At 73.5% G+C, this 17,445-nt stretch carries 18 protein-coding genes and 1 riboswitch; of the genes, 12 read left to right on the top strand and 6 right to left on the bottom strand.

Annotated elements, in window-relative coordinates:
* The first annotated feature begins 163 nt into the window (after window positions 1–163).
* The gene (locus BMX65_RS09750) at window positions 164–1,183 is read left to right on the top strand and encodes an EamA family transporter (RefSeq protein ID WP_074999758.1); all 1,020 of its coding nucleotides are present in this window, start codon (window positions 164–166) and stop codon (window positions 1,181–1,183) included.
* Here the strand turns inward: BMX65_RS09750 and BMX65_RS09745 are convergent.
* Entirely contained in the window at window positions 1,170–1,913 is a 744-nt protein-coding gene (locus tag BMX65_RS09745; RefSeq protein WP_074999757.1) for a pyridoxamine 5'-phosphate oxidase family protein, read from the bottom strand. The genes BMX65_RS09750 and BMX65_RS09745 overlap by 14 nt on opposite strands.
* Window positions 1,914–1,959: 46 nt before the next feature.
* Here BMX65_RS09745 and BMX65_RS09740 point away from each other — a divergent pair, with 46 nt between their 5' ends.
* Window positions 1,960–3,291 (top strand): aminotransferase class I/II-fold pyridoxal phosphate-dependent enzyme, encoded by a 1,332-nt coding sequence (locus tag BMX65_RS09740; RefSeq protein ID WP_074999756.1) that lies wholly within the window; start codon window positions 1,960–1,962, stop codon window positions 3,289–3,291.
* A gap of 58 nt (window positions 3,292–3,349) precedes the next feature.
* Here BMX65_RS09740 and BMX65_RS09735 read toward each other — a convergent pair whose 3' ends face one another.
* Complete coding sequence (locus BMX65_RS09735; protein WP_074999755.1) at window positions 3,350–3,817, bottom strand: pyridoxamine 5'-phosphate oxidase family protein; 468 nt, start codon at window positions 3,815–3,817, stop codon at window positions 3,350–3,352.
* A 196-nt stretch (window positions 3,818–4,013) separates the two neighbouring features.
* On the opposite strand from BMX65_RS09735, the gene BMX65_RS09730 reads away from it, so the two are divergent.
* Window positions 4,014–4,643: a cysteine hydrolase family protein gene (locus tag BMX65_RS09730; RefSeq protein ID WP_074999754.1), complete on the top strand. Its 630-nt coding sequence runs from the start codon at window positions 4,014–4,016 to the stop codon at window positions 4,641–4,643.
* A gap of 118 nt (window positions 4,644–4,761) precedes the next feature.
* Here the strand turns inward: BMX65_RS09730 and BMX65_RS09725 are convergent, their stop codons facing one another.
* Window positions 4,762–5,100, bottom strand: a complete 339-nt coding sequence (locus BMX65_RS09725; RefSeq protein WP_074999753.1) for an SCO4225 family membrane protein — start codon at window positions 5,098–5,100, stop codon at window positions 4,762–4,764.
* A 154-nt stretch (window positions 5,101–5,254) separates the two neighbouring features.
* A complete protein-coding gene (gene metE / locus BMX65_RS09720) occupies window positions 5,255–7,579 on the bottom strand; it encodes a 5-methyltetrahydropteroyltriglutamate--homocysteine S-methyltransferase (RefSeq protein WP_074999752.1) in 2,325 nt (774 codons plus the stop codon).
* Window positions 7,580–7,737: 158 nt separating this feature from the next.
* A riboswitch (cobalamin riboswitch) is annotated at window positions 7,738–7,956 on the bottom strand.
* 472 nt (window positions 7,957–8,428) lie between these two features.
* Between metE and BMX65_RS09715 the strand changes: the two genes are divergently transcribed.
* The 9 genes from BMX65_RS09715 (at window position 8,429) to BMX65_RS09675 (ending at window position 15,831) form a co-directional block, all read left to right on the top strand.
* Complete coding sequence (locus BMX65_RS09715) at window positions 8,429–8,686, top strand: DUF5133 domain-containing protein (protein WP_074999751.1); 258 nt, start codon at window positions 8,429–8,431, stop codon at window positions 8,684–8,686.
* Between the two features lie 198 nt (window positions 8,687–8,884).
* Window positions 8,885–9,211, top strand: coding sequence for a DUF8129 domain-containing protein (locus tag BMX65_RS09710; protein WP_074999750.1), 327 nt, complete (start codon window positions 8,885–8,887; stop codon window positions 9,209–9,211).
* 269 nt (window positions 9,212–9,480) lie between these two features.
* The gene (locus tag BMX65_RS09705; protein ID WP_074999749.1) at window positions 9,481–10,299 is read left to right on the top strand and encodes a HipA family kinase; all 819 of its coding nucleotides are present in this window, start codon (window positions 9,481–9,483) and stop codon (window positions 10,297–10,299) included.
* 5 nt (window positions 10,300–10,304) lie between these two features.
* Complete coding sequence (locus BMX65_RS09700) at window positions 10,305–10,709, top strand: DUF3037 domain-containing protein (RefSeq protein WP_074999839.1); 405 nt, start codon at window positions 10,305–10,307, stop codon at window positions 10,707–10,709.
* Between the two features lie 135 nt (window positions 10,710–10,844).
* Window positions 10,845–11,606 carry a 3-oxoacyl-ACP reductase FabG gene (fabG, locus tag BMX65_RS09695; RefSeq protein ID WP_074999748.1) on the top strand — a complete coding sequence of 254 codons (762 nt, stop codon included), beginning with the start codon at window positions 10,845–10,847 and terminating at the stop codon, window positions 11,604–11,606.
* Window positions 11,607–11,628: 22 nt separating this feature from the next.
* A complete protein-coding gene (locus BMX65_RS09690; protein WP_074999747.1) occupies window positions 11,629–12,402 on the top strand; it encodes an SDR family oxidoreductase in 774 nt (257 codons plus the stop codon).
* 248 nt (window positions 12,403–12,650) lie between these two features.
* Complete coding sequence (locus BMX65_RS09685; RefSeq protein WP_074999746.1) at window positions 12,651–14,237, top strand: ABC transporter substrate-binding protein; 1,587 nt, start codon at window positions 12,651–12,653, stop codon at window positions 14,235–14,237.
* A gap of 268 nt (window positions 14,238–14,505) precedes the next feature.
* Window positions 14,506–15,174: a uracil-DNA glycosylase gene (locus BMX65_RS09680; protein WP_074999745.1), complete on the top strand. Its 669-nt coding sequence runs from the start codon at window positions 14,506–14,508 to the stop codon at window positions 15,172–15,174.
* A 93-nt stretch (window positions 15,175–15,267) separates the two neighbouring features.
* Window positions 15,268–15,831, top strand: a complete 564-nt coding sequence (locus tag BMX65_RS09675) for a hypothetical protein (protein ID WP_107437437.1) — start codon at window positions 15,268–15,270, stop codon at window positions 15,829–15,831.
* A gap of 381 nt (window positions 15,832–16,212) precedes the next feature.
* On the opposite strand, the gene BMX65_RS09670 is transcribed toward BMX65_RS09675, so the two are convergent.
* Together BMX65_RS09670 and BMX65_RS09665 are read right to left on the bottom strand one after the other, a co-directional pair.
* Window positions 16,213–16,737 (bottom strand): hypothetical protein, encoded by a 525-nt coding sequence (locus tag BMX65_RS09670; RefSeq protein WP_079171786.1) that lies wholly within the window; start codon window positions 16,735–16,737, stop codon window positions 16,213–16,215.
* Between the two features lie 72 nt (window positions 16,738–16,809).
* Entirely contained in the window at window positions 16,810–17,415 is a 606-nt protein-coding gene (locus BMX65_RS09665) for a DinB family protein (protein WP_177214223.1), read from the bottom strand.
* Window positions 17,416–17,445 lie beyond the last annotated feature (30 nt).

Genomic DNA, 17,445 nt, shown 5'->3' with positions numbered 1-17,445 from the left:
GTGCCGGTCCGTCCTGCCGGGGGAGCCCGTCCGTCTGCCCGCGGCCGCCCTGCCGTACGCGCCTGTCCGGTACCCGGGCCGCTCGGCGAGGTCTCCTGCCCGGCCCGGCATTGTCAGGGGCATCTGGGATGACACTCCTGTCGGTGCTTGAGATGATGCGCCGATGCGCACCCACACCTCCATGGACCCCTCCCGGGCCCCGGCCTCGGGTCTCGCCCCCGCCCTGGTCTCCGCCGTCGCGTTCGGCAGCTCGGGAGTCGCGGCGAAACCGCTCATCGAAGCCGGGATGGAACCGCTCCACGTCACCTGGCTGCGGGCGGCGGGTGGCGCGCTCGTGCTGCTGCCGCTGGCCTGGCGGCACCGGGCACTGGTCCGCGAACGGCCCTGGCTGCTGCTGGGGTTCGGACTGCTCGCGGTCGCGGGCGTGCAGGCGTGCTACTTCACCGCGCTCTCCCGCATCCCGGTCGGTGTCGCGCTGCTGATCGAGTACCTGGCCCCGGCCCTGGTACTGCTGTGGGTGCGGTTCGTGCAGCGCCGTGCGGTGAGCCGGGCCGCCGCGGTCGGCATGGTGCTGGCCGTCGGCGGACTGAGCTGCGTCGTCGAGGTGTGGTCGGGGCTGCGGCTGGACGGGCTCGGCCTGCTGCTGGCCCTGGGAGCCGCCTGCTGCCAGGTGGGCTACTTCGTGCTCTCCGACCACGGCAGCACGGCCGAGGGCGACCACGCGGCCCGGCCGCCCGCCGACCCGGCGGGTGTCATCGCCTACGGACTGCTGATCGGCGCCCTGGCGCTGACCGTCGTCGCCCGGCCTTGGCACACCGACTGGAGTGTGCTCGCGGACAGTGCCCCGCTGCACGGCACCGCGGTGCACGGACTCGCTCTGCTGGCCTGGATCGTGCTGGTGGCCACCGCCACCGCATATCTGACCGGAGTGGTCTCGGTGCGGCGGCTCTCGCCACCGGTGGCCGGCGTGGTCGCCTGCCTGGAGGCGGTCGTCGCGACGGTGCTCGCCTGGGTGCTGCTCCGGGAGCACCTGAGCGCCGTGCAGTTGGCCGGGGGCGCGCTCGTACTGCTGGGCGCCCTGGTCGCGCAGCGCTCCACCCCCAAGCCGCGGGCCGCCGCCGCACCGCCGGTCGCCGGGTCCGGCGGTACCGCGGACGCGGCGCTGGACGTCAGCGCGCGGTGAGGTAGCCGGGGACGGGGATGTCCGGCGCCAGGTCGTCGGCCGGTATCGGAGCGCCGTAGCCGGGGGAGACGGGCAGGACGCCGCTCCAGTACGGCAGATCGAGGTCCTCGGGCTCGTCGCCGGGGCCGCCGCTGCGGGACTTGGCCGACACCTCGTCCAGGTCCACGCGGACGACGGCGGTCGCGGCGAGTTCCTTGGGGTCGGCCCGGCGCGAGTCCGCCGCCCGGCCGGGGACGGCATTCTCCACGATCGCGTCCAGGGCCAGCAGCCGCTCCTCGTGATCGGTCACCGGGTAGGCGAGCCCGTGCGCCACCACGGAGCGGTAGTTGACGGAGTGGTGGAAGGCCGCCTTGGCCAGTACCAGTCCGTCCACGTGCGTGACGGTCACGCACACCGGCACTCCCTCGTCCGTCTGTCCGGCCTCCCGCAGCGGGCGGGACCCTGTGGAGCCGTGCACGTACAGCCGTTCCCCCACGCGCGCGTACAGCGTGGGCAGCACGACAGGCGCACCGTCGCGGACGAATCCGAGGTGGCACAGGTAGCCCGCGTCGAGGACGGCGTGCACCGTCTCCCGGTCGTAGGCCATGCGCTCGCGTGCCCGGGTGCCGGTGGTGCGCGGGGTCGGGGGATACGTCTTCGGGCCGGTCGGGCCGGCTGTCGGGTCGGCTGTGGGGTCGGTTGTGGCGTCGGTTGTGGGTTCGGTTGTGGGGTCGGGTGGTGAGCCGGTCACGGCACGCTCCTCGTTCTTTTCATTGCACTAGTGCATAATAGAGTTTGTGCTAGGAGACTACCGGATCACCGGCCGGGGCGCAGCAGAGATCGCGGACAGCGTGGAGCGCGGCGTCGGCCGCGGCGCGCTCGCGCCCGGCGACCCGCTGCCGCCCCTGCGTGAACTGGCCACCGCGCTGGGCGTGAACCCCAACACCGTGGCCGCGGCCTACCGCACGCTGCGCGAGCGCGGCGTCATCGAGACCGCCGGGCGGCGCGGCAGCCGCGTGCGGCAGCGTCCGGCCACCGCGCCCCGGGAGTCCGTACGGGTCGAGCCGCCCCCCGGCGGCGTCGACCTCTCGACGGGCAACCCCGACCCCGCGCTGCTCCCCCCGCTCGCCGCCGCCTTCGCCGCCTCCGCCGACCGCGCGGCACGTGCCCCGGTGCTCTACGGAGCTCCCGACACCGACCCCGGTTTCGCCTCCCTGGCCCGGGCGGCGCTGGACGCCGACGGCGTCCCCGCGGGGCCGCTCGCCGTCACCTCCGGCTCCCTCGACGCCATCGAACGCGTGCTGACGGCACACCTGCGCCCCGGCGACGCGGTCGCCGTCGAGGACCCCGGCTGGGGCAGCCTGCTCGACCTCGTGCCCGCACTGGGGCTGCGCCCGGTACCCGTCCCCGTCGACGACTCCGGGCCGCTCCCCGCGGACCTGGAACGTGCCCTGGCACAGGGGGCACGGGCCGCACTCGTCACCGACCGCGCCCAGAATCCGACAGGCGCCGCCCTGACGGACAGGCGCGCCGGCGAACTGCGCGCCGTACTGGCGGCCCGCCCCGAAACGCTGCTGATCGAGGACGACCACGGCCACGGCATCGTCGACCTTCCGCTGCACCCCCTCGCGGGCGCCACGCACCGATGGGCCCTGGTGCGCTCCACCGCCAAGGCGTACGGCCCCGATCTGCGGCTCGCGGTGCTCACCGGCGACCCGCTCACCGTCGACCGGGTCCGCGGCCGCCAGCGGCTGGGCCCCGGCTGGGTCAGCCATCTGCTCCAGCAGGCCGTCGCACACCTGTGGGAGGCCGGGACGACCCGCCCGGAACAGGTGGCCGGCTCCTACGGTGCGCGGCGCTCCGCGCTCATCGGCGCGCTCGCCGCCCGGGGTGTCGCCGCGCACGGGCGCAGCGGCATGAACGTGTGGGTGCCGGTGCCGGACGAGACCGGCCCGGTGGCCCGGCTGCTCCAGGCGGGCTGGGCGGCGGCCCCGGGTGCCCGGTTCCGGATCGCGTCGCCGCCCGGGCTGCGGCTGACCGTCTCGCCGCTGTCCGAGGCCGACATCGAACGCGCCGCCGCCGATGTCGCCGCCGCGCTGCGCCCGACCGGTGGGGGGCGCTTCGACTGACGCGGCGCGCCCGCCCGGCGGCGTCGCCCCTCGGGGCGGCCCCGCCGCGTCGCCCGGATCACAGCTTGCGGAAGTCCCAGGAGACCACCGCCGCGGGCACCAGCCTCAGCCAGGCGTGCCGCCCGTCGTGCGGCATCTGTGGCAGACCGAAGTACTTGGCGCAGAAGAGCCGTTCCGCCTCGGCCAGCTCCGGGCAGGCCGCTCCCGTACGGGGGGCCTCTCCGACGGACTCCGCACGGCCGGACAGCTCCACGCCGCGCAGCTCTCCGTAGTCCTCGCCGTCGTCCACCAGCACCGCGATCCGGGGGTCCTGCCGAAGCTGCGCCCACCTCCGGCTGCGGGTGAGCGAGTACAGCCACAGCGCCCGGCCGTCCCAGCAGAACCACAGCGCCCCCACGTGCGGCGCGCCCTGCCGGCCCACCGTGCCGACCCGGCAGGTGCGCTGCGTACGCAGAAACGCGTCCCGCTCCTCGGGGTCCATCATGATCCGGCGTCCCCGCCGCTGCGGTGCTGCTTCCTCGGTCATCCCGTCCGCCCTCCGGGCCGCTCCGTACCCGCCCGTCCGGTTCTCCGGGCTGCCGCCTGCACATCTGATAGCGCGTCAGAAGAAGCATGAGGGCTCTTCCCGCCGGGCGCAATGCTCCCTATCCTGCGGACACCCGGACGAACCGGCCCCGTACGCGGCCGCGCCGCCGGGCCGCTCCGAACGGAAGGGAGCCCGGATGTCCGCGCCCGACCGGCTCACCGCCCAACTCGACCCCGCCACCGCCGCGCTGCTGACCGTCGAATGCCAGCGGGGCGTCGTCGGGGAGGACGCGGCCCTGCCCGAACTCGCCCACCAGGCACGGAGCTCCGGCGCGCTGGAGCGGATCGCGCTGCTGACGACCGTGGCGCACCGGGCCGGTGTCCAGGTGCTGCACGCCGTCGCCGAGCGCCGCCCCGACGGCAGGGGAGCCGGGCGCAACGCGCGGCTCTTCCGCGCTGCGGAGCGGCTCCCGGTACGGCAGTTGACCGGCTCGCCCGCCGTACGGGTCGCCGAACCGATCCCGGTCGCGGACCAGGACCTCGTCCTCCGGCGGCTGCACGGCCTCTCCCCGCTCGCCGGTACGGAAGCGGACGCCCTGCTGCGCAACCTGGGCGTGCGGACGCTCGTGATCACCGGCGTCTCGGCCAACGTGGCGATACCCAACGCCGTCTTCGACGCCGTCAACCTGGGGTACACCGCCGTGGTCCCCGCCGACGCCGTCGCCGGAGTGCCCGCCGCCTACACCCGCGCGCTGCTCCGGCACACCCTCGCCCTCGTCGCCACGGTCACCACGGCCGCGGAGGTGCGGGCGCGCTGGGAGCGCTGAGCACCTCGTGGCCGCCCGGCCGCGGCAGGACCCTGCCTCTGCCGGGTACGGGTCTGCCGGACACCGGGACGTGCGGGAACCTGGGCCGGTCGGACGGGAGCCGGAACGTCCGGCCCGGTCAGCTACGGGAGCCGGAACGGGACGCGGAGCCGGACCGTCCCGTCAGGGCGCGCGCGCACCAGCCGATGAGCACGGCATTCACGAGGGCGCACACCAGCAGGAGCGGGACGAACCCCCACGGTCCGTCGGGCAGCGGGAGCGCCAGGACGATCAGGCTGAGCGGCAGGGTGGCGAACGTGGGAACCACCCCGGCCATCGACTCGCCGCTCGAGTCCCACGCCGTGACCGCCACGGCCCACCCGATCAGGGCGACGCACACCGCCAGGTAGAGGAGTGCCGGCACGCTCGTCAGAGCCCGGCGGACGGTGTGCGGGACCGAGTGCTTCTCGGCAGTCATGGGGGAACTCCTCGTCGGTGGTGCGCTGATGTCCTGCGGCTCCGCTCGGTTGCGGCGGCCTCGGGACCATCCTGCCCCTCCTCGCGGCGTGCCGGGGCGGGTTCGGGCCCGCGGACCGGGGCGGCGCAGTCGCCGCCCCGGCCCGCGGATCGGATCAGGACAGCCGGTCGGGCAACGCGCCGCGGACCGTTCGTGCGGCGGCGACCAGGTTCTCCAGGGAGGCCCTGGTCTCCGGCCAGCCGCGGGTCTTGAGGCCGCAGTCGGGATTGACCCACAGCCGCTCGGCCGGGATGGCCTCCAGCCCCTTGCGCAGCAGAGCTGCCGCCTCTTCGGCACCGGGCACCCGCGGGGAGTGGATGTCGTAGACGCCGGGGCCGGCCTCGCGCGGGTAGCCGTGCTCGGCCAGCTCGTGGGCGACCTGCATGTGGGAGCGGGCGGCCTCCAGGCTGATGACGTCGGCGTCCAGATCGTCGATGGCCTGGACGATGTCGCCGAACTCGGCGTAGCACATGTGGGTGTGGATCTGGGTGTCGGGCCGTACCCCGGCGGTGGTGAGGCGGAACGCCTCGGTCGCCCAGGCCAGGTAGGCATCGCGGTCGGCCGCGCGCAGCGGGAGGGTCTCGCGCAGCGCGGGTTCGTCGACCTGGATGACCGAGGTCCCGGCCGCCTCCAGATCGCCCACCTCGTCGCGGAGTGCGAGGGCGACCTGGCGTGCCGTGTCGCCCAGGGGCTGGTCGTCGCGGACGAAGGACCAGGCGAGCATGGTGACCGGGCCGGTCAGCATGCCCTTGACGGGGCGCCGGGTCAGTGACTGCGCGTACTGGGTCCAGCGCACCGTCATCGGCTCGGGGCGGGAGAGGTCGCCGGCCAGGATCGGGGGGCGTACGTAGCGGGTGCCGTAGGACTGGACCCAGCCGTGCTGGGTGGCCAGGTAGCCGGTGAGCTGTTCGGCGAAGTACTGCACCATGTCGTTGCGTTCGGGTTCGCCGTGCACCAGCACGTCGATGCCGGCCTTCTCCTGGAAGGCCAGGACGTCGCGGATCTCGGTCTTGATCCGCTCGTCGTAGGCGTCGGCGTCGATGCGCCCGGCGCGCAGGTCGGCGCGGGCGGTGCGCAGTTCGGTCGTCTGCGGGAAGGAGCCGATGGTGGTGGTCGGCAGCAGCGGCAGGCCCAGATGCGCACGCTGGGCCGAGGCGCGCTCGGCGTAGGACGGGGAGCGGCGGGTCTCCGCCTCGGTGACGGCGGCGGCCCGGGCCCGTACCACCGGGTCGTGGGTGAGTGCGGAGTCGGCGCGGGAGGCCAGGTCGGCGCGGTTCGCGGCCAGTTCGGCGCTGATGGCGTCGGTGCCCTGTGCCAGGCCCTTGGCGAGGGTGGCGATCTCGGCTGTCTTCTGCCGGGCGAAGCTGAGCCAGCGCAGCACTTCGGGGTCGATGTCGCGTTCGGCCCTCGCGTCCAGCGGCACATGCAGCAACGAACAGGAGGCCGACACGTCCACCCGGCCCGCGAGCCCCAGCAGCGTGCCCAGCACGGCGAGGGATTTCTCCAGGTCGTTGATCCAGATGTTGCGGCCGTTGACGACGCCGGCCACCAGCCGCTTCCCCGGCAGGCCGCCGGCGGCGGCCAGCGCGTCCAGGTTGGCCGCCGCCGCCTCGGTGAAGTCGAGCGCGAGGCCGTCGACGGGGCTCCGGGCCAGCATCGGCAGGGCGTCGCCGAGCCGGTCGAAGTAGGAGGCGACCAGCAGCTTCGGCCGGTCGGTGAGTCCGCCGAGCTCGCGGTAGGCCCGCTCCGCGGCGGCCAGTTCGTCGGGAGCGCGGTCCTGGACCAGCGCGGGCTCGTCCAACTGGACCCATTCGGCGCCCGCGGCACGGAGGTCGGCGAGGATCTCGGCGTAGACGGGCAGGAGCCGCTCCAGCAGGCTCAGCGGCTGGAAGTCCGCGGCGACGCCGGGGGCGGGCTTGGCCAGCAGGAGGTAGGTGACCGGACCCACGAGTACGGGCCGGGCCGCCAACCCCAGTGCGAGGGCTTCCTTCAACTCGGCGACCTGCTTGGCCGCGTCGGCCGCGAAATCGGTGTCCGGACCGAGTTCGGGGACGAGGTAGTGGTAGTTCGTGTCGAACCACTTGGTCATCTCCAGCGGCGCCACGTCCTGGGTGCCGCGGGCCATCGCGAAGTAGCCCGCCAGCGGGTCGGCCGCCACGGCGGCGCGGTGCCGTTCGGGGATCGCGCCGACCATGACGCTGGCATCCAGCATGTGGTCGTAGGAGGAGTAGTCGCCGGTGGGCACCTCGTGGATGCCGGCCTCGGCGAGCTGCCGCCAGTTGGCAACGCGCAGGTCCTCGGCGGTCTGCTGGAGGGCTTCGGCCGTGACGCGGCCCTTCCAGTAGCCCTCGATGGCCTTCTTCAGTTCCCGGTTCGGGCCCTGGCGGGGGTAGCCGTGGACGGTGGCCCCTGCTGCCGCGGCTGCGGACTCGGCTGTCACGGAGATCTCCTTCGCGAGATGTCTCGTCGGGTCCCGGCGAGCACGAGGAGCGAAGGTGACGGAATACCGGCGGGCGACCGAAACGCGGTGTGCGTCCGTCCACCGGAACATGTACGCCGACCCGCCCTCGAGGTCACCGGAATGTCCGCACACACATGGGCGTGCGCGGGCAACGGGCAGGTCTTCGGACTCGCGGGCGCGCCTGCCGGTCTCCCGGCGGGCTCCTACTGGCCGTCGCTTCCCGGACCGTCGGGTCCAGTGCGTGTGACGGCGGTCGTTCCCGCTCACCGCTGCGGGGCAGTCCCGGACTTCCACCGGGTTCCCTCTTGCGACATCCCGCCTGGCGGACGGGACGAACCAGCTGCGCCGCCAGCCTAGAGGCAGATCCCCCCGCCTGGGTAGACCGCCCCGCGGGTCCTCGTCCCCTTCAGCGTCCCCTTCAGCCCCGCCGGACGCGCGCTGAGCCCCACCCGGGCGCCCCGGCGTCGGGCCCTGCCCGTGCCGGGCGCCGCCCCCGCGTGCTGCGGGCGCCGGCCGGCACGGCTCTTCCGTCAGGACGCTGCGCTGGACGCGGGGAGATTCCGGTCGGCGGCCCAGGAGGCGAGGAGGCGCAGGCCGTCGTGCGCGCGGGGCCGGAGGCCGGCCTCCGGCCCCCCGCGGCGTCGTCCGCGCGGCGCAGAACTGTTGGTGTGGCGGATGGGACTCCGGGTACCCGCGGCAGTCGAATGCCGTCGGAAACGGCACGGCATGGCCCATGGCGCGTGCGTCCGGCCACCGCGGACTTCACCCGTGAGGACTCCGGAACCGGTGCCCGGGCCCGGGCCGCCTGCTCCCGGAAAGGAACCCCCTGTGCTGCACCCAGCGGAGAAGACGCTCCGGCTCCTCCTCGCCCGCTACGCCGACGCCTGCGCACAGCACGAGACCGCTCCCGCTCCGGAGACCCGCGAAGCCGTGGAGGACCTCGCGTACACCCTCTGCGTGACCACGGACACCCGGTCCCTCGCCGAGGCCCTCGCAGCAGCGGACCGCATGCTGGAGGACCACGTCGCGGAGCGGAAGCGCGGCACCCGGCGGGCGCGCGCACACGGCTCACCTGCTGCGGTCTGAGTCCGGTCCCGGGGGAGGCCGGGGTGCCGGCCGCGGCTGCGCCGCCGTCCCGGCCTCCCCCGGGCCCCCCGGCGGCCGGTCACCGGCGCGTGCTGCTGGCCCGGAATCGCACCGAGCGCCGCTCCCGCGCTGCGGGACGCCGGATCTGTCGGGAGACTCGGAGGAGGAACCGTCTCCCGCCCGGAGGTAGCGCACCCCATGTCAGCTTCTCAGGACAAGCCCCTGCCCCTGCCGGACTTCGACCAGCTTCCCGCGGGCGCTGTCGAACACCGCATCCGGCCGTTGGCTCCCGAGGACGTGCAGCGGCTTCTCGACCACGAGCGGGCCCATGCGAACCGGACACAGGTCGTGCACTTCCTGACCGCGCGGCTCGACGAGCTGGCTGCCGGAGCCGAGCCCACCGGAGGGGACCCGCAGGGCGAGCGTCCCGAGCGCTCCGAGGGGGCCTCCGGGCGCTCACCGGCCGCACCGGACACCGCAGCCGAGCCCACGGAACCTCTCCGGCACGGCCGGCACCGCTTCTGAACAGCGCGGAGCGGGCCTGGTCCGGCGGTCGGTACGCGTGTCGGCGCGGGGCCCGGGCCAGGCCCCGACGGCGCGGGAGTGCGGAGAGCACGCGGCACCGGCGCAACCACCGGGATGCCGCCTGCGGGCGCGGAAGCGACGCTGCCGCCGCACCGGTCACCAGCCGCCGCACGGGTGCGGCTCCTCGGGGTGGCCGGGGCAGGCCGCCGGCCCGGGAGGGGCCGGCCGCTGTCGGTCCCGAGGAATGGGCGGGCGTATAGCCTGGCGAAATGCTCCCCGAAGTCACCGCCACGCGCTACGTCACGCCTCTGAGAGAGGGCGGTTCGCTCCCCGGGCTCGTCGAGGCCGACGATCTGGGTACCTATGTCATGAAGTTCGTCGGAGCCGGTCAGGGCCGCAAGACGCTGGTGGCCGAAGTGCTGTGCGGCCGGCTCGCGCTGCGGCTCGGGCTGCGGGTGCCCGCACTGGTGCGGGCGTGGCTGGACCCGGTGATCGGGCTGTCCGAGCCGGACGAGGAAGTGCAGGCGCTGCTCAAGGGGAGCGGCGGCCTCAACCTGGGGATGGACTTCCTGCCCGGCTCGCTCGGCTTCGATCCGCTCGCCTACCAGGTGAGCTCCGAGGAAGCCGGGCGGGTGGTGTGGTTCGATGCGCTCGTGGGCAACGTCGACCGCTCCTGGCGCAACCCCAACATGCTGGTGTGGCACGGCGATCTGTGGCTGATCGACCATGGCGCGACGCTGGTCTTCCACCACAACTGGCCCACCGCGCGGGCGGCCGCCGAACGCCCCTACGACGCCTCCGACCACGCGTTGGCCCCTTTCGCGCCGCGGACCGAGGAGGCCGCGGCCGAGCTGGCTCCCCGTGTCACCGAGGAACTGCTGTCCGAGTGCGCCGCGGAGATCCCCGACGAGTGGCTCGCGGACGAGCCGGGATTCGCCGGTCCGGACGCGGTGCGCGCCGCGTACACCGAGGTCCTGGCCTCCCGCGCCCGTACGATCCATGAGCGGATCACGCTCGGCGAGCCGAGCAAGGACGGACCCTCGCAAGCGCCGGGGTGGCTCACCGGGAAGGGCGGCGATGCCAAGTGAAGCGGATGCCTGCGGAACCGGACGCGCGCGCCGATCTCGACGTGTTCGAGTACGCCCTGCTGCGTGTCGTTCCCCACATCGAGCGCGGTGAGCTGATCAACGCCGGTGTGCTGGTCTACTGCCGCGCACGCTCCTATCTGTCTGCCCGCACGCACCTGGACGAGGACCGGCTGTTCGCCCTCGACCCGTGTGCCGACGTACGCGGCGTGCGCGCGGCGCTGCACGCCGTGGAGTGCGTGTGCGGCGGCGGCGCCCGGGCCGGGCAGGCGGCCGGGGACGACGTGGGACGGCGCTTCCGGTGGCTGGTGGCACCGCGCAGCACGGTCGTCCAGCCCGGCCCGGTGCACACCGGTCTGACCGCCGATCCGGAGGCCGAGAGCGAGCGTCTGCTGGATCTGCTGGTGCGCTGAGCCGGGTGCGGGGGCGGCACCGTGTGCCGCTCCCGCACCGGGCGCCGTTGACAGGGCCTGTCGTGCCTCATAGCGTCACGACTGCCAGAGGTACTAAGCGGTTGCTCACCCATTCAGGCCCGAGGAGACACCAGCATGTCCAGCACCGAGCAGCGAGTCGCGATCGTGACGGGCGCCGCCCGAGGGATCGGCGCGGCCACGGCCGTCCGCCTCGCGGAGGGGGGCCACGCCGTCGCCGTCCTCGACCTCGACGAGGCCGCCTGCGCCCCGACCGTCGAGCAGATCACCCAGCAGGGCGGCAAGGCGCTCGCCGTCGGCTGCGACGTCTCGGACTCCGGACAGGTCGAGGCCGCGGTCGCCCGCGTCTCCGAGGAGCTCGGGGCCCCCGTCGTCCTGGTGAACAACGCCGGAGTGCTGCGCGACAACCTGCTGTTCAAGATGAGCGACAACGACTGGGACACGGTCATGAACGTGCATCTGCGCGGCGCCTTCCTGATGTCCCGCGCCTGCCAGAAGTCCATGGTGGACGCCGGGTACGGGCGCATCGTCAACCTCTCCTCGTCCTCCGCGCTGGGCAACCGCGGCCAGGTCAACTACGCCGCGGCCAAGGCAGGTATGCAGGGCTTCACCAAGACCCTCGCCAAGGAACTGGGCAAGTTCGGCATCACGGCGAACGCGGTGGCCCCCGGCTTCATCGCGACGGACATGACCGCCGCCACCGCGGAGCGCGTGGGCATGGGCTTCGAGGACTTCAAGACCGCGGCGGCCGGCCAGATCCCGGTCCAGCGCGTGGGGGAGCCCGCCGACATCGCCAACGCCGTCGCCTTCTTCGCCGACGAGAAGGCCGGCTTCGTCTCCGGCCAGGTGCTGTACGTCGCCGGCGGACCCCTCAACTGACGGCCGGCGAGGAGCGGATCGCATGACGGAGCAGAACACGGGCGGGCAGCCCGAAAGCGGGAAGGTCGCCCTGGTCACCGGCGGCAGCCGGGGCATCGGCTACGGGATCGCCGAGGCGCTCGTGGCGCGCGGCGACCGGGTGTGCATCACCGGACGGAACGCGGACGCGCTCGAGGAGGCGGTCGAGCGGCTCGGTTCCGACCGGGCCATGGGGATCGCGGGCAAGGCGCACGACCTGGAGCACCAGGCAGCCGCCGTGGACGCTGTGATGGAGGCGTACGGGCGCGTCGACCACCTGGTCAACAACGCGGGCACCAACCCGGTGTTCGGGCCGATGGCCGAGCTGGACCTGGGTATCGCACGCAAGGTGTTCGAGACCAACGTGATCTCGGCTCTCGGCTTCGCGCAGCGCACCTGGGCCGCATGGCAGCAGGAGCACGGCGGCGCGATCGTCAATGTCGCCTCGATCGCGGGTCTCTCGGCCTCGCCGTTCATCGGCGCGTACGGGATGAGCAAGGCCGCCATGATCAACCTGACCCAGCAGCTCGCCCACGAGTTCGCGCCCGCGGTCCGGGTCAACGCGGTGGCACCGGCCGTGGTCAAGACGAAGTTCGCCGCCACGCTCTACGAGGGACGCGAGGAGGAGGCAGCCGCCCGCTATCCGATGGGCAGGCTCGGGGCGCCCTCGGACGTGGCCGGCGCCGCGGCGTTCCTCACCTCCGGCGAGGCGGCCTGGATCACCGGGCAGACGCTGACGGTGGACGGCGGTCTCTTCCTCAACGCGGGTGTCGAATAGCACAATAGGCGCGCCCGTGCGGACGTCGGACAGGTGCAGCGGTTTCGCGCACCGAGCGGCCTATGGCTCGTATGTCCGGGTGTCGGACTCCAAGTCCCGGCACCCGGACAGTTCGTTCTGCTCCGTCACGGCTGTGGCTGGGGTAATGTCCAAACGTTTTCCCGTAGTCGGGTGACGTCTACGGAGCGTGGACGCACCCCGTGGGCACCGCACCAGAGGTAAGGCACCGCCGACTGAGGAGCGCGCACGTGTTCGACCGGAATGGGCTGCTGAAAGTCGCAGCGACCATACTCTCCCTCGTACTCCTGGCGGGGTGCAGCGCGCTCTCCGGGGGCGACGGGGGCGAGGAGCACAAGATCGTGGTCGGCACCACAAGCGCCCCCAGCTCCCTGGACCCGGCTGCTGCCTGGGACGGCTCCTGGGAGCTGTACCGGAATGTCTTCCAGACCCTCATGACCATCCCGAACACCGGGACCACTCCGGAGCCCGAGGCCGCTGAGGACTGCGGGTTCACCGACTCGGCAAGCCGGATCTACCGCTGCAAGCTGCGGAAGGGGCTGAAGTTCTCCAGCGGCCGGAAGCTGGACGCCCAGGCGGTGAAGCACTCCTTCGACCGCATCACCTCGATCGAGTCGCCGAAGGGCCCGGCCGCGCTGCTGGCCAATCTGGAGCAGGTCGAGATGAAGAGCAGCCGGGTGGTGGTCTTCCGGCTCAGGAAGTCCGACGCGACCTTCCCCTTCATCCTCTCCACCCCCGCCACCTCCCTCGTCGACCCCGACGACTACCCCCGCGCGAGCCTGCGGCCGGGCAACGAGGTGACGGGCTCGGGGCCCTACGAGCTCAAGAGCTACGAGCCCGGCAAGCGGGCCGTGCTCGTCCGGAACGCCCACTACAAGGGCACCGCGAAGATCCGGAACGACGCGGTCACCATCCGCTACTACAAGCGGTCCACCAAGATGGTCGGCGACCTCAATGACGGCCGAATAGACCTGACCTACCGCGGCCTGACCCCCGATCAGGTCCTGGAGTTCCAGGAAGCCGCCACCACGGGTGACACCTCCTTCGACCTGGCCGAGATCACCGGCTCCGAGGTGCACTTCCTGGTCTTCAACCCGAAGGACGAGCAGGCCGCCAAGCCCGCGGTGCGCCGGGCCGTCGCACAGCTCGTCGACCGCAAGAAGCTGGTGCGGGAGGTCTACGACCGGACCGCGAACCCGCTGTACTCCATGGTTCCGACGGGCATCACCGGGCACACCAACGCCTACCTCGACCGCTACGGGGAGCCCGACCGCGGGAAGGCGCGCACCATACTCCGGAACGCGGGCATCACCGACAAGGTGCAGCTCACCCTCTGGTACGCCGAGGACCGGTACGGCGACTCGACGAGCCGGGAGTTCGCCGAACTCAAGGAGCAGCTCGAGGGCTCCGGTCTGTTCGACATCACGCTGCGGTCGCGTTCCTGGGAGAACTTCCAGGACGGCTACCTCAAGGGGCAGTACCCGGTCTTCGGCCGCGGCTGGTCCGCCGACTTCCCCGACGCGGACAACTACATCACCCCCTTCGTGGGGGACAAGAACGCGATGGGCACCCCGTACAAGAACCGGAAGCTGACCGAGGAACTGCTGCCCTACTCGCGGCGGCAGAGCGACCGCGGCGCCGCCGGCCAGTCGTTCGCCAAGGTGCAGCGGGAGATGGCCGACGACGTGCGGCTGCTGCCGCTGTGGCAGGGCAAGGTCTACATCGCCGCCGAGAAGGACGTCGCGGGGGTCGAGTGGGCCATCGACGCCTCGGTCATCATGCGGGTCTGGGAGCTGTACAAGAAGTCGAGCTGGTAGCCGCCCGCGGGGGAGAGCCTGCCGGGGCCCGGCGAGGCGTGCGCGTGGGCGGGCACCGGGAGCTGCCGGGGCGCACCCCCGGCGGCGCCGGGAGGCGCGGCGGGCCGGAGCGGGCGCGCCGCCGCGGCCAGTCCGGGGCCGTCCCGCGGCGTTCCGGCGGCGGTTCCGGGGCTGTCCTGGGCTGTCAGTGCGGGACGGTACCTTCGGTGCGGTCAGTGAGCACGACGGAAGTGCACCACCGCAGCGGAGGTAACAGCGCGTGAAGGAAATGCTGCCCCGGTCCTGGCAGGGCGTCCTCGGTGAGGAGACCGAGAAGCCCTACTTCAAGGAGCTGGCGGAGTTCGTCGAGGAGGAGCGGGAGCGGGGACCGGTCTACCCGCCCCGCGAGGAGGTGTTCGCCGCCCTCGACGCGACCCCGTACGAGCAGGTGAAGGTGCTCGTCCTCGGCCAGGACCCGTACCACGGCGCCGGTCAGGGGCACGGGCTGTGCTTCTCGGTCCGCCCGGGTGTCCGCACGCCGCCCTCGCTGCGCAACATCTACAAGGAACTGCAGGACGAGCTGGGCCACCCGGTGCCCGACAACGGCTATCTGATGCCGTGGGCCGAGCAGGGCGTGCTGCTGCTCAACGCGGTGCTGACCGTGCGGGAGGGCGAGGCCAACTCGCACAAGGGCAAGGGCTGGGAGAAGTTCACCGACGCGGTCATCCGCGCCGTCGTGGACCGACCCGACCCGGCGGTTTTCGTACTGTGGGGCAACTACGCGAAGAAGAAGCTGCCGCTCATCGACACGGAGCGGCACGCGGTGGTGCAGGGCGCCCACCCCTCACCGCTGTCGGCGAAGCGCTTCTTCGGATCCCGGCCCTTCACCCGGATCGACGAGGCCCTCGCGGCCCAGGGCCACACGCCCGTCAACTGGCGCATCCCCGGTCGGAGCTGAGCCACGCGGGGCTCCGCCCGGGGTGAGCGCCAATGTCCGAGACGGCCGTTAGCGTCGTGTCCTCAGCACTCGGCGAACGGGAGGAGCCCCCTCGTGGCGGAGCCCCAGCAGGACGCGCCCCAGGGCGCGGAGCACGCGACGATGGTCAGAATCGGCCAGGCGATCATGCTGCACCGTGGTGGTGACCGGGAGGAGGCCCGGAACCGCTTCGCCGCACTGTGGACGGAAACCGACATGGACGCCGACCTGTTCCACCGCTGCACGATTGCGCACTACATGGCCGACACCCAGGACGACCCGGTCGACGAGCTCGCCTGGGATCTGCGCGCCCTCGCGGCGGCCGACGCGCTGGAGCAGGACGGTGCCGGCCGGGCCGAGCACCGGACGGCGGTCCGCTCGCTGTATCCCTCGCTGTACCTCGACCTCGCCGCCGACCACGTCAAACTGGGCGACGAGGAGGCGGCCCGGAGCGAGCTGGAGCAGGCCCGGTGCAGGCTCGGTGCGCTCCCCGCGGACGCGTACCGGCAGGGCCTCCTGGCCGCTGTCGAACGCCTGGAGAAGCGGATCGCCGACGGCGCCGCCTCTCCGGGCGGGCGCCCGGGCGACGACGGCGGCCCGGACGGCGGCCCGGACGGCGGCTTGGACCCGCGGGCCTAGCGCGCGCCGTCTGCGGAGCGGGCCCCGGGAGAGCGGTTGCCGCCCCGCAGGGCGCCCGCGCTCCCGGGCCTGGCATCTGCGCTCCCCGGTCTGGCGCCCGCGCCCCCGGCCTGGCGCCCACTCTCCCGGGCCTGGCGTCCGCGCTCCGGCGTCGTGCCGGCGCTCGCGCCCGGCTCCGCTGCCCTGCCGAGCGCATACCTCCCGCTGGTGGCGGCATCTGCGCCCGAGGGCGCGCGCTCCCGGGTGCGGCCGGGCGGGTGGCCGAGGGCCGCAGGCGTCCCCGGTGGACCCGGTGGGGTGGTGCCTGCCCCGTTCCGCCGGACGGGCCTCCGCGGGCGGGGGTCATCGCCCGTACGGGGAGGGGCGTGCGGGGAGCCGGGGTCACCGCCCGTACTGGGAGCGGCAGATGCGTGCCTGCGCGCTGTCCGCGTCCCAGCGGCCGTAGGACTCGCCCAGCTCGCAGACGGCGCTGTCCGGACGCGGCGGGTGGTTGCTGCGCCGGTGCCGCTCGCGTGTCCCTGAGCCGTCGTGGCCGCGGCCCGTCCCGCCGCCGATGACCGGTGCCGGGTCCCGGGCCGGTGCGCCGGGCCGGGGATGCGCGGGACGCCGACCCGGGTTCCCCGCCGTGCCCGGCGGGTGCGCGTCCTCGCGGTTGCCGGGTGCGCCGCTTCGCGGGGGCTGCGCACCGGGGGAGGGGGCCGGGCCGGCTCCCCGGCGCGGCAGCTGGGACAGCGCCTCCTTCGCCGGGGGCCGCACCAGGCGGCGGGTCGGTACGGCCCCGCCGCGGGGCGGATGGGAGTGCTGGGATGCGGGTTTGCCGCCGGGCTCACCGGGACCGCCCTGGACGGTGACGCACCCGGTGGTGGTCGAGAGCGCCACTCCCAGGAGGGCCATGGCTTTCGTCATTCGTGACACTCCGGCAACTCTTCCCACCCGGGTCGCGGTGCGGAAGCCCCCTCAGGAGTGATCGGGGAGCGTTCAGAAGCCGGTCCTGCCGTCGATGCGCTCTCGCAGCAGATCGGCGTGGCCGTTGTGCCGCGCGTACTCGCCGATCACGTGCAGATGGATCCACCGCAGGGAGTTGGTCCAGGCCGGCCGCCACGGGCTGGTTCCCGTGTCGTCGAGGGAGCGCGCGGCCGCGGACCTGCGGGCGCGGTCGACCTCCTGCCGCCAGACGGCCAGCGTCCGCGCTCCGCTGTCCGCGTCCGCCACCGCGAAGTCGCCGTCCGGTGCGTCCTTCGAGGAGTAGAGCGGCTCGGAGTCGGCCTCACCGAACACGCTCCGGAACCAATGCCGTTCCACCTTGGTCAGGTGCCGGACCAGTCCCAGCAGCGTCAGCCCGGAGGGCGGGGCCGAGGCGGTCCTGAGCTGCTCGTCGCTGAGCCCGGCGCACTTGGCGGCCAGCGTGGCGCGCTGGAAGTCCAGCCACTGCTCCAGCAGTTGCCGCTCGGCTCCGTCCCCCTGGGGCAGTGGGAGTCCGCTCACCGCGCCGACCGGCGGTCCCTGGGACTGCCCGTCGCCGGCCGCCCGCTCCTGGGGTGCGGTCCGCAGTCCGGTGGCCGGCTGGTCCTCGTGTGTGCTCATGCGGCCATCCTGGTCGTCACCGGTTGCGGG

The organism is Streptomyces qinglanensis (assembly GCF_900111245.1).
GTDB lineage: Bacteria > Actinomycetota > Actinomycetes > Streptomycetales > Streptomycetaceae > Streptomyces > Streptomyces qinglanensis.
Note: the sequence above shows the minus strand (reverse complement) of the source record. Positions and strands in the feature narration are given on the sequence as shown.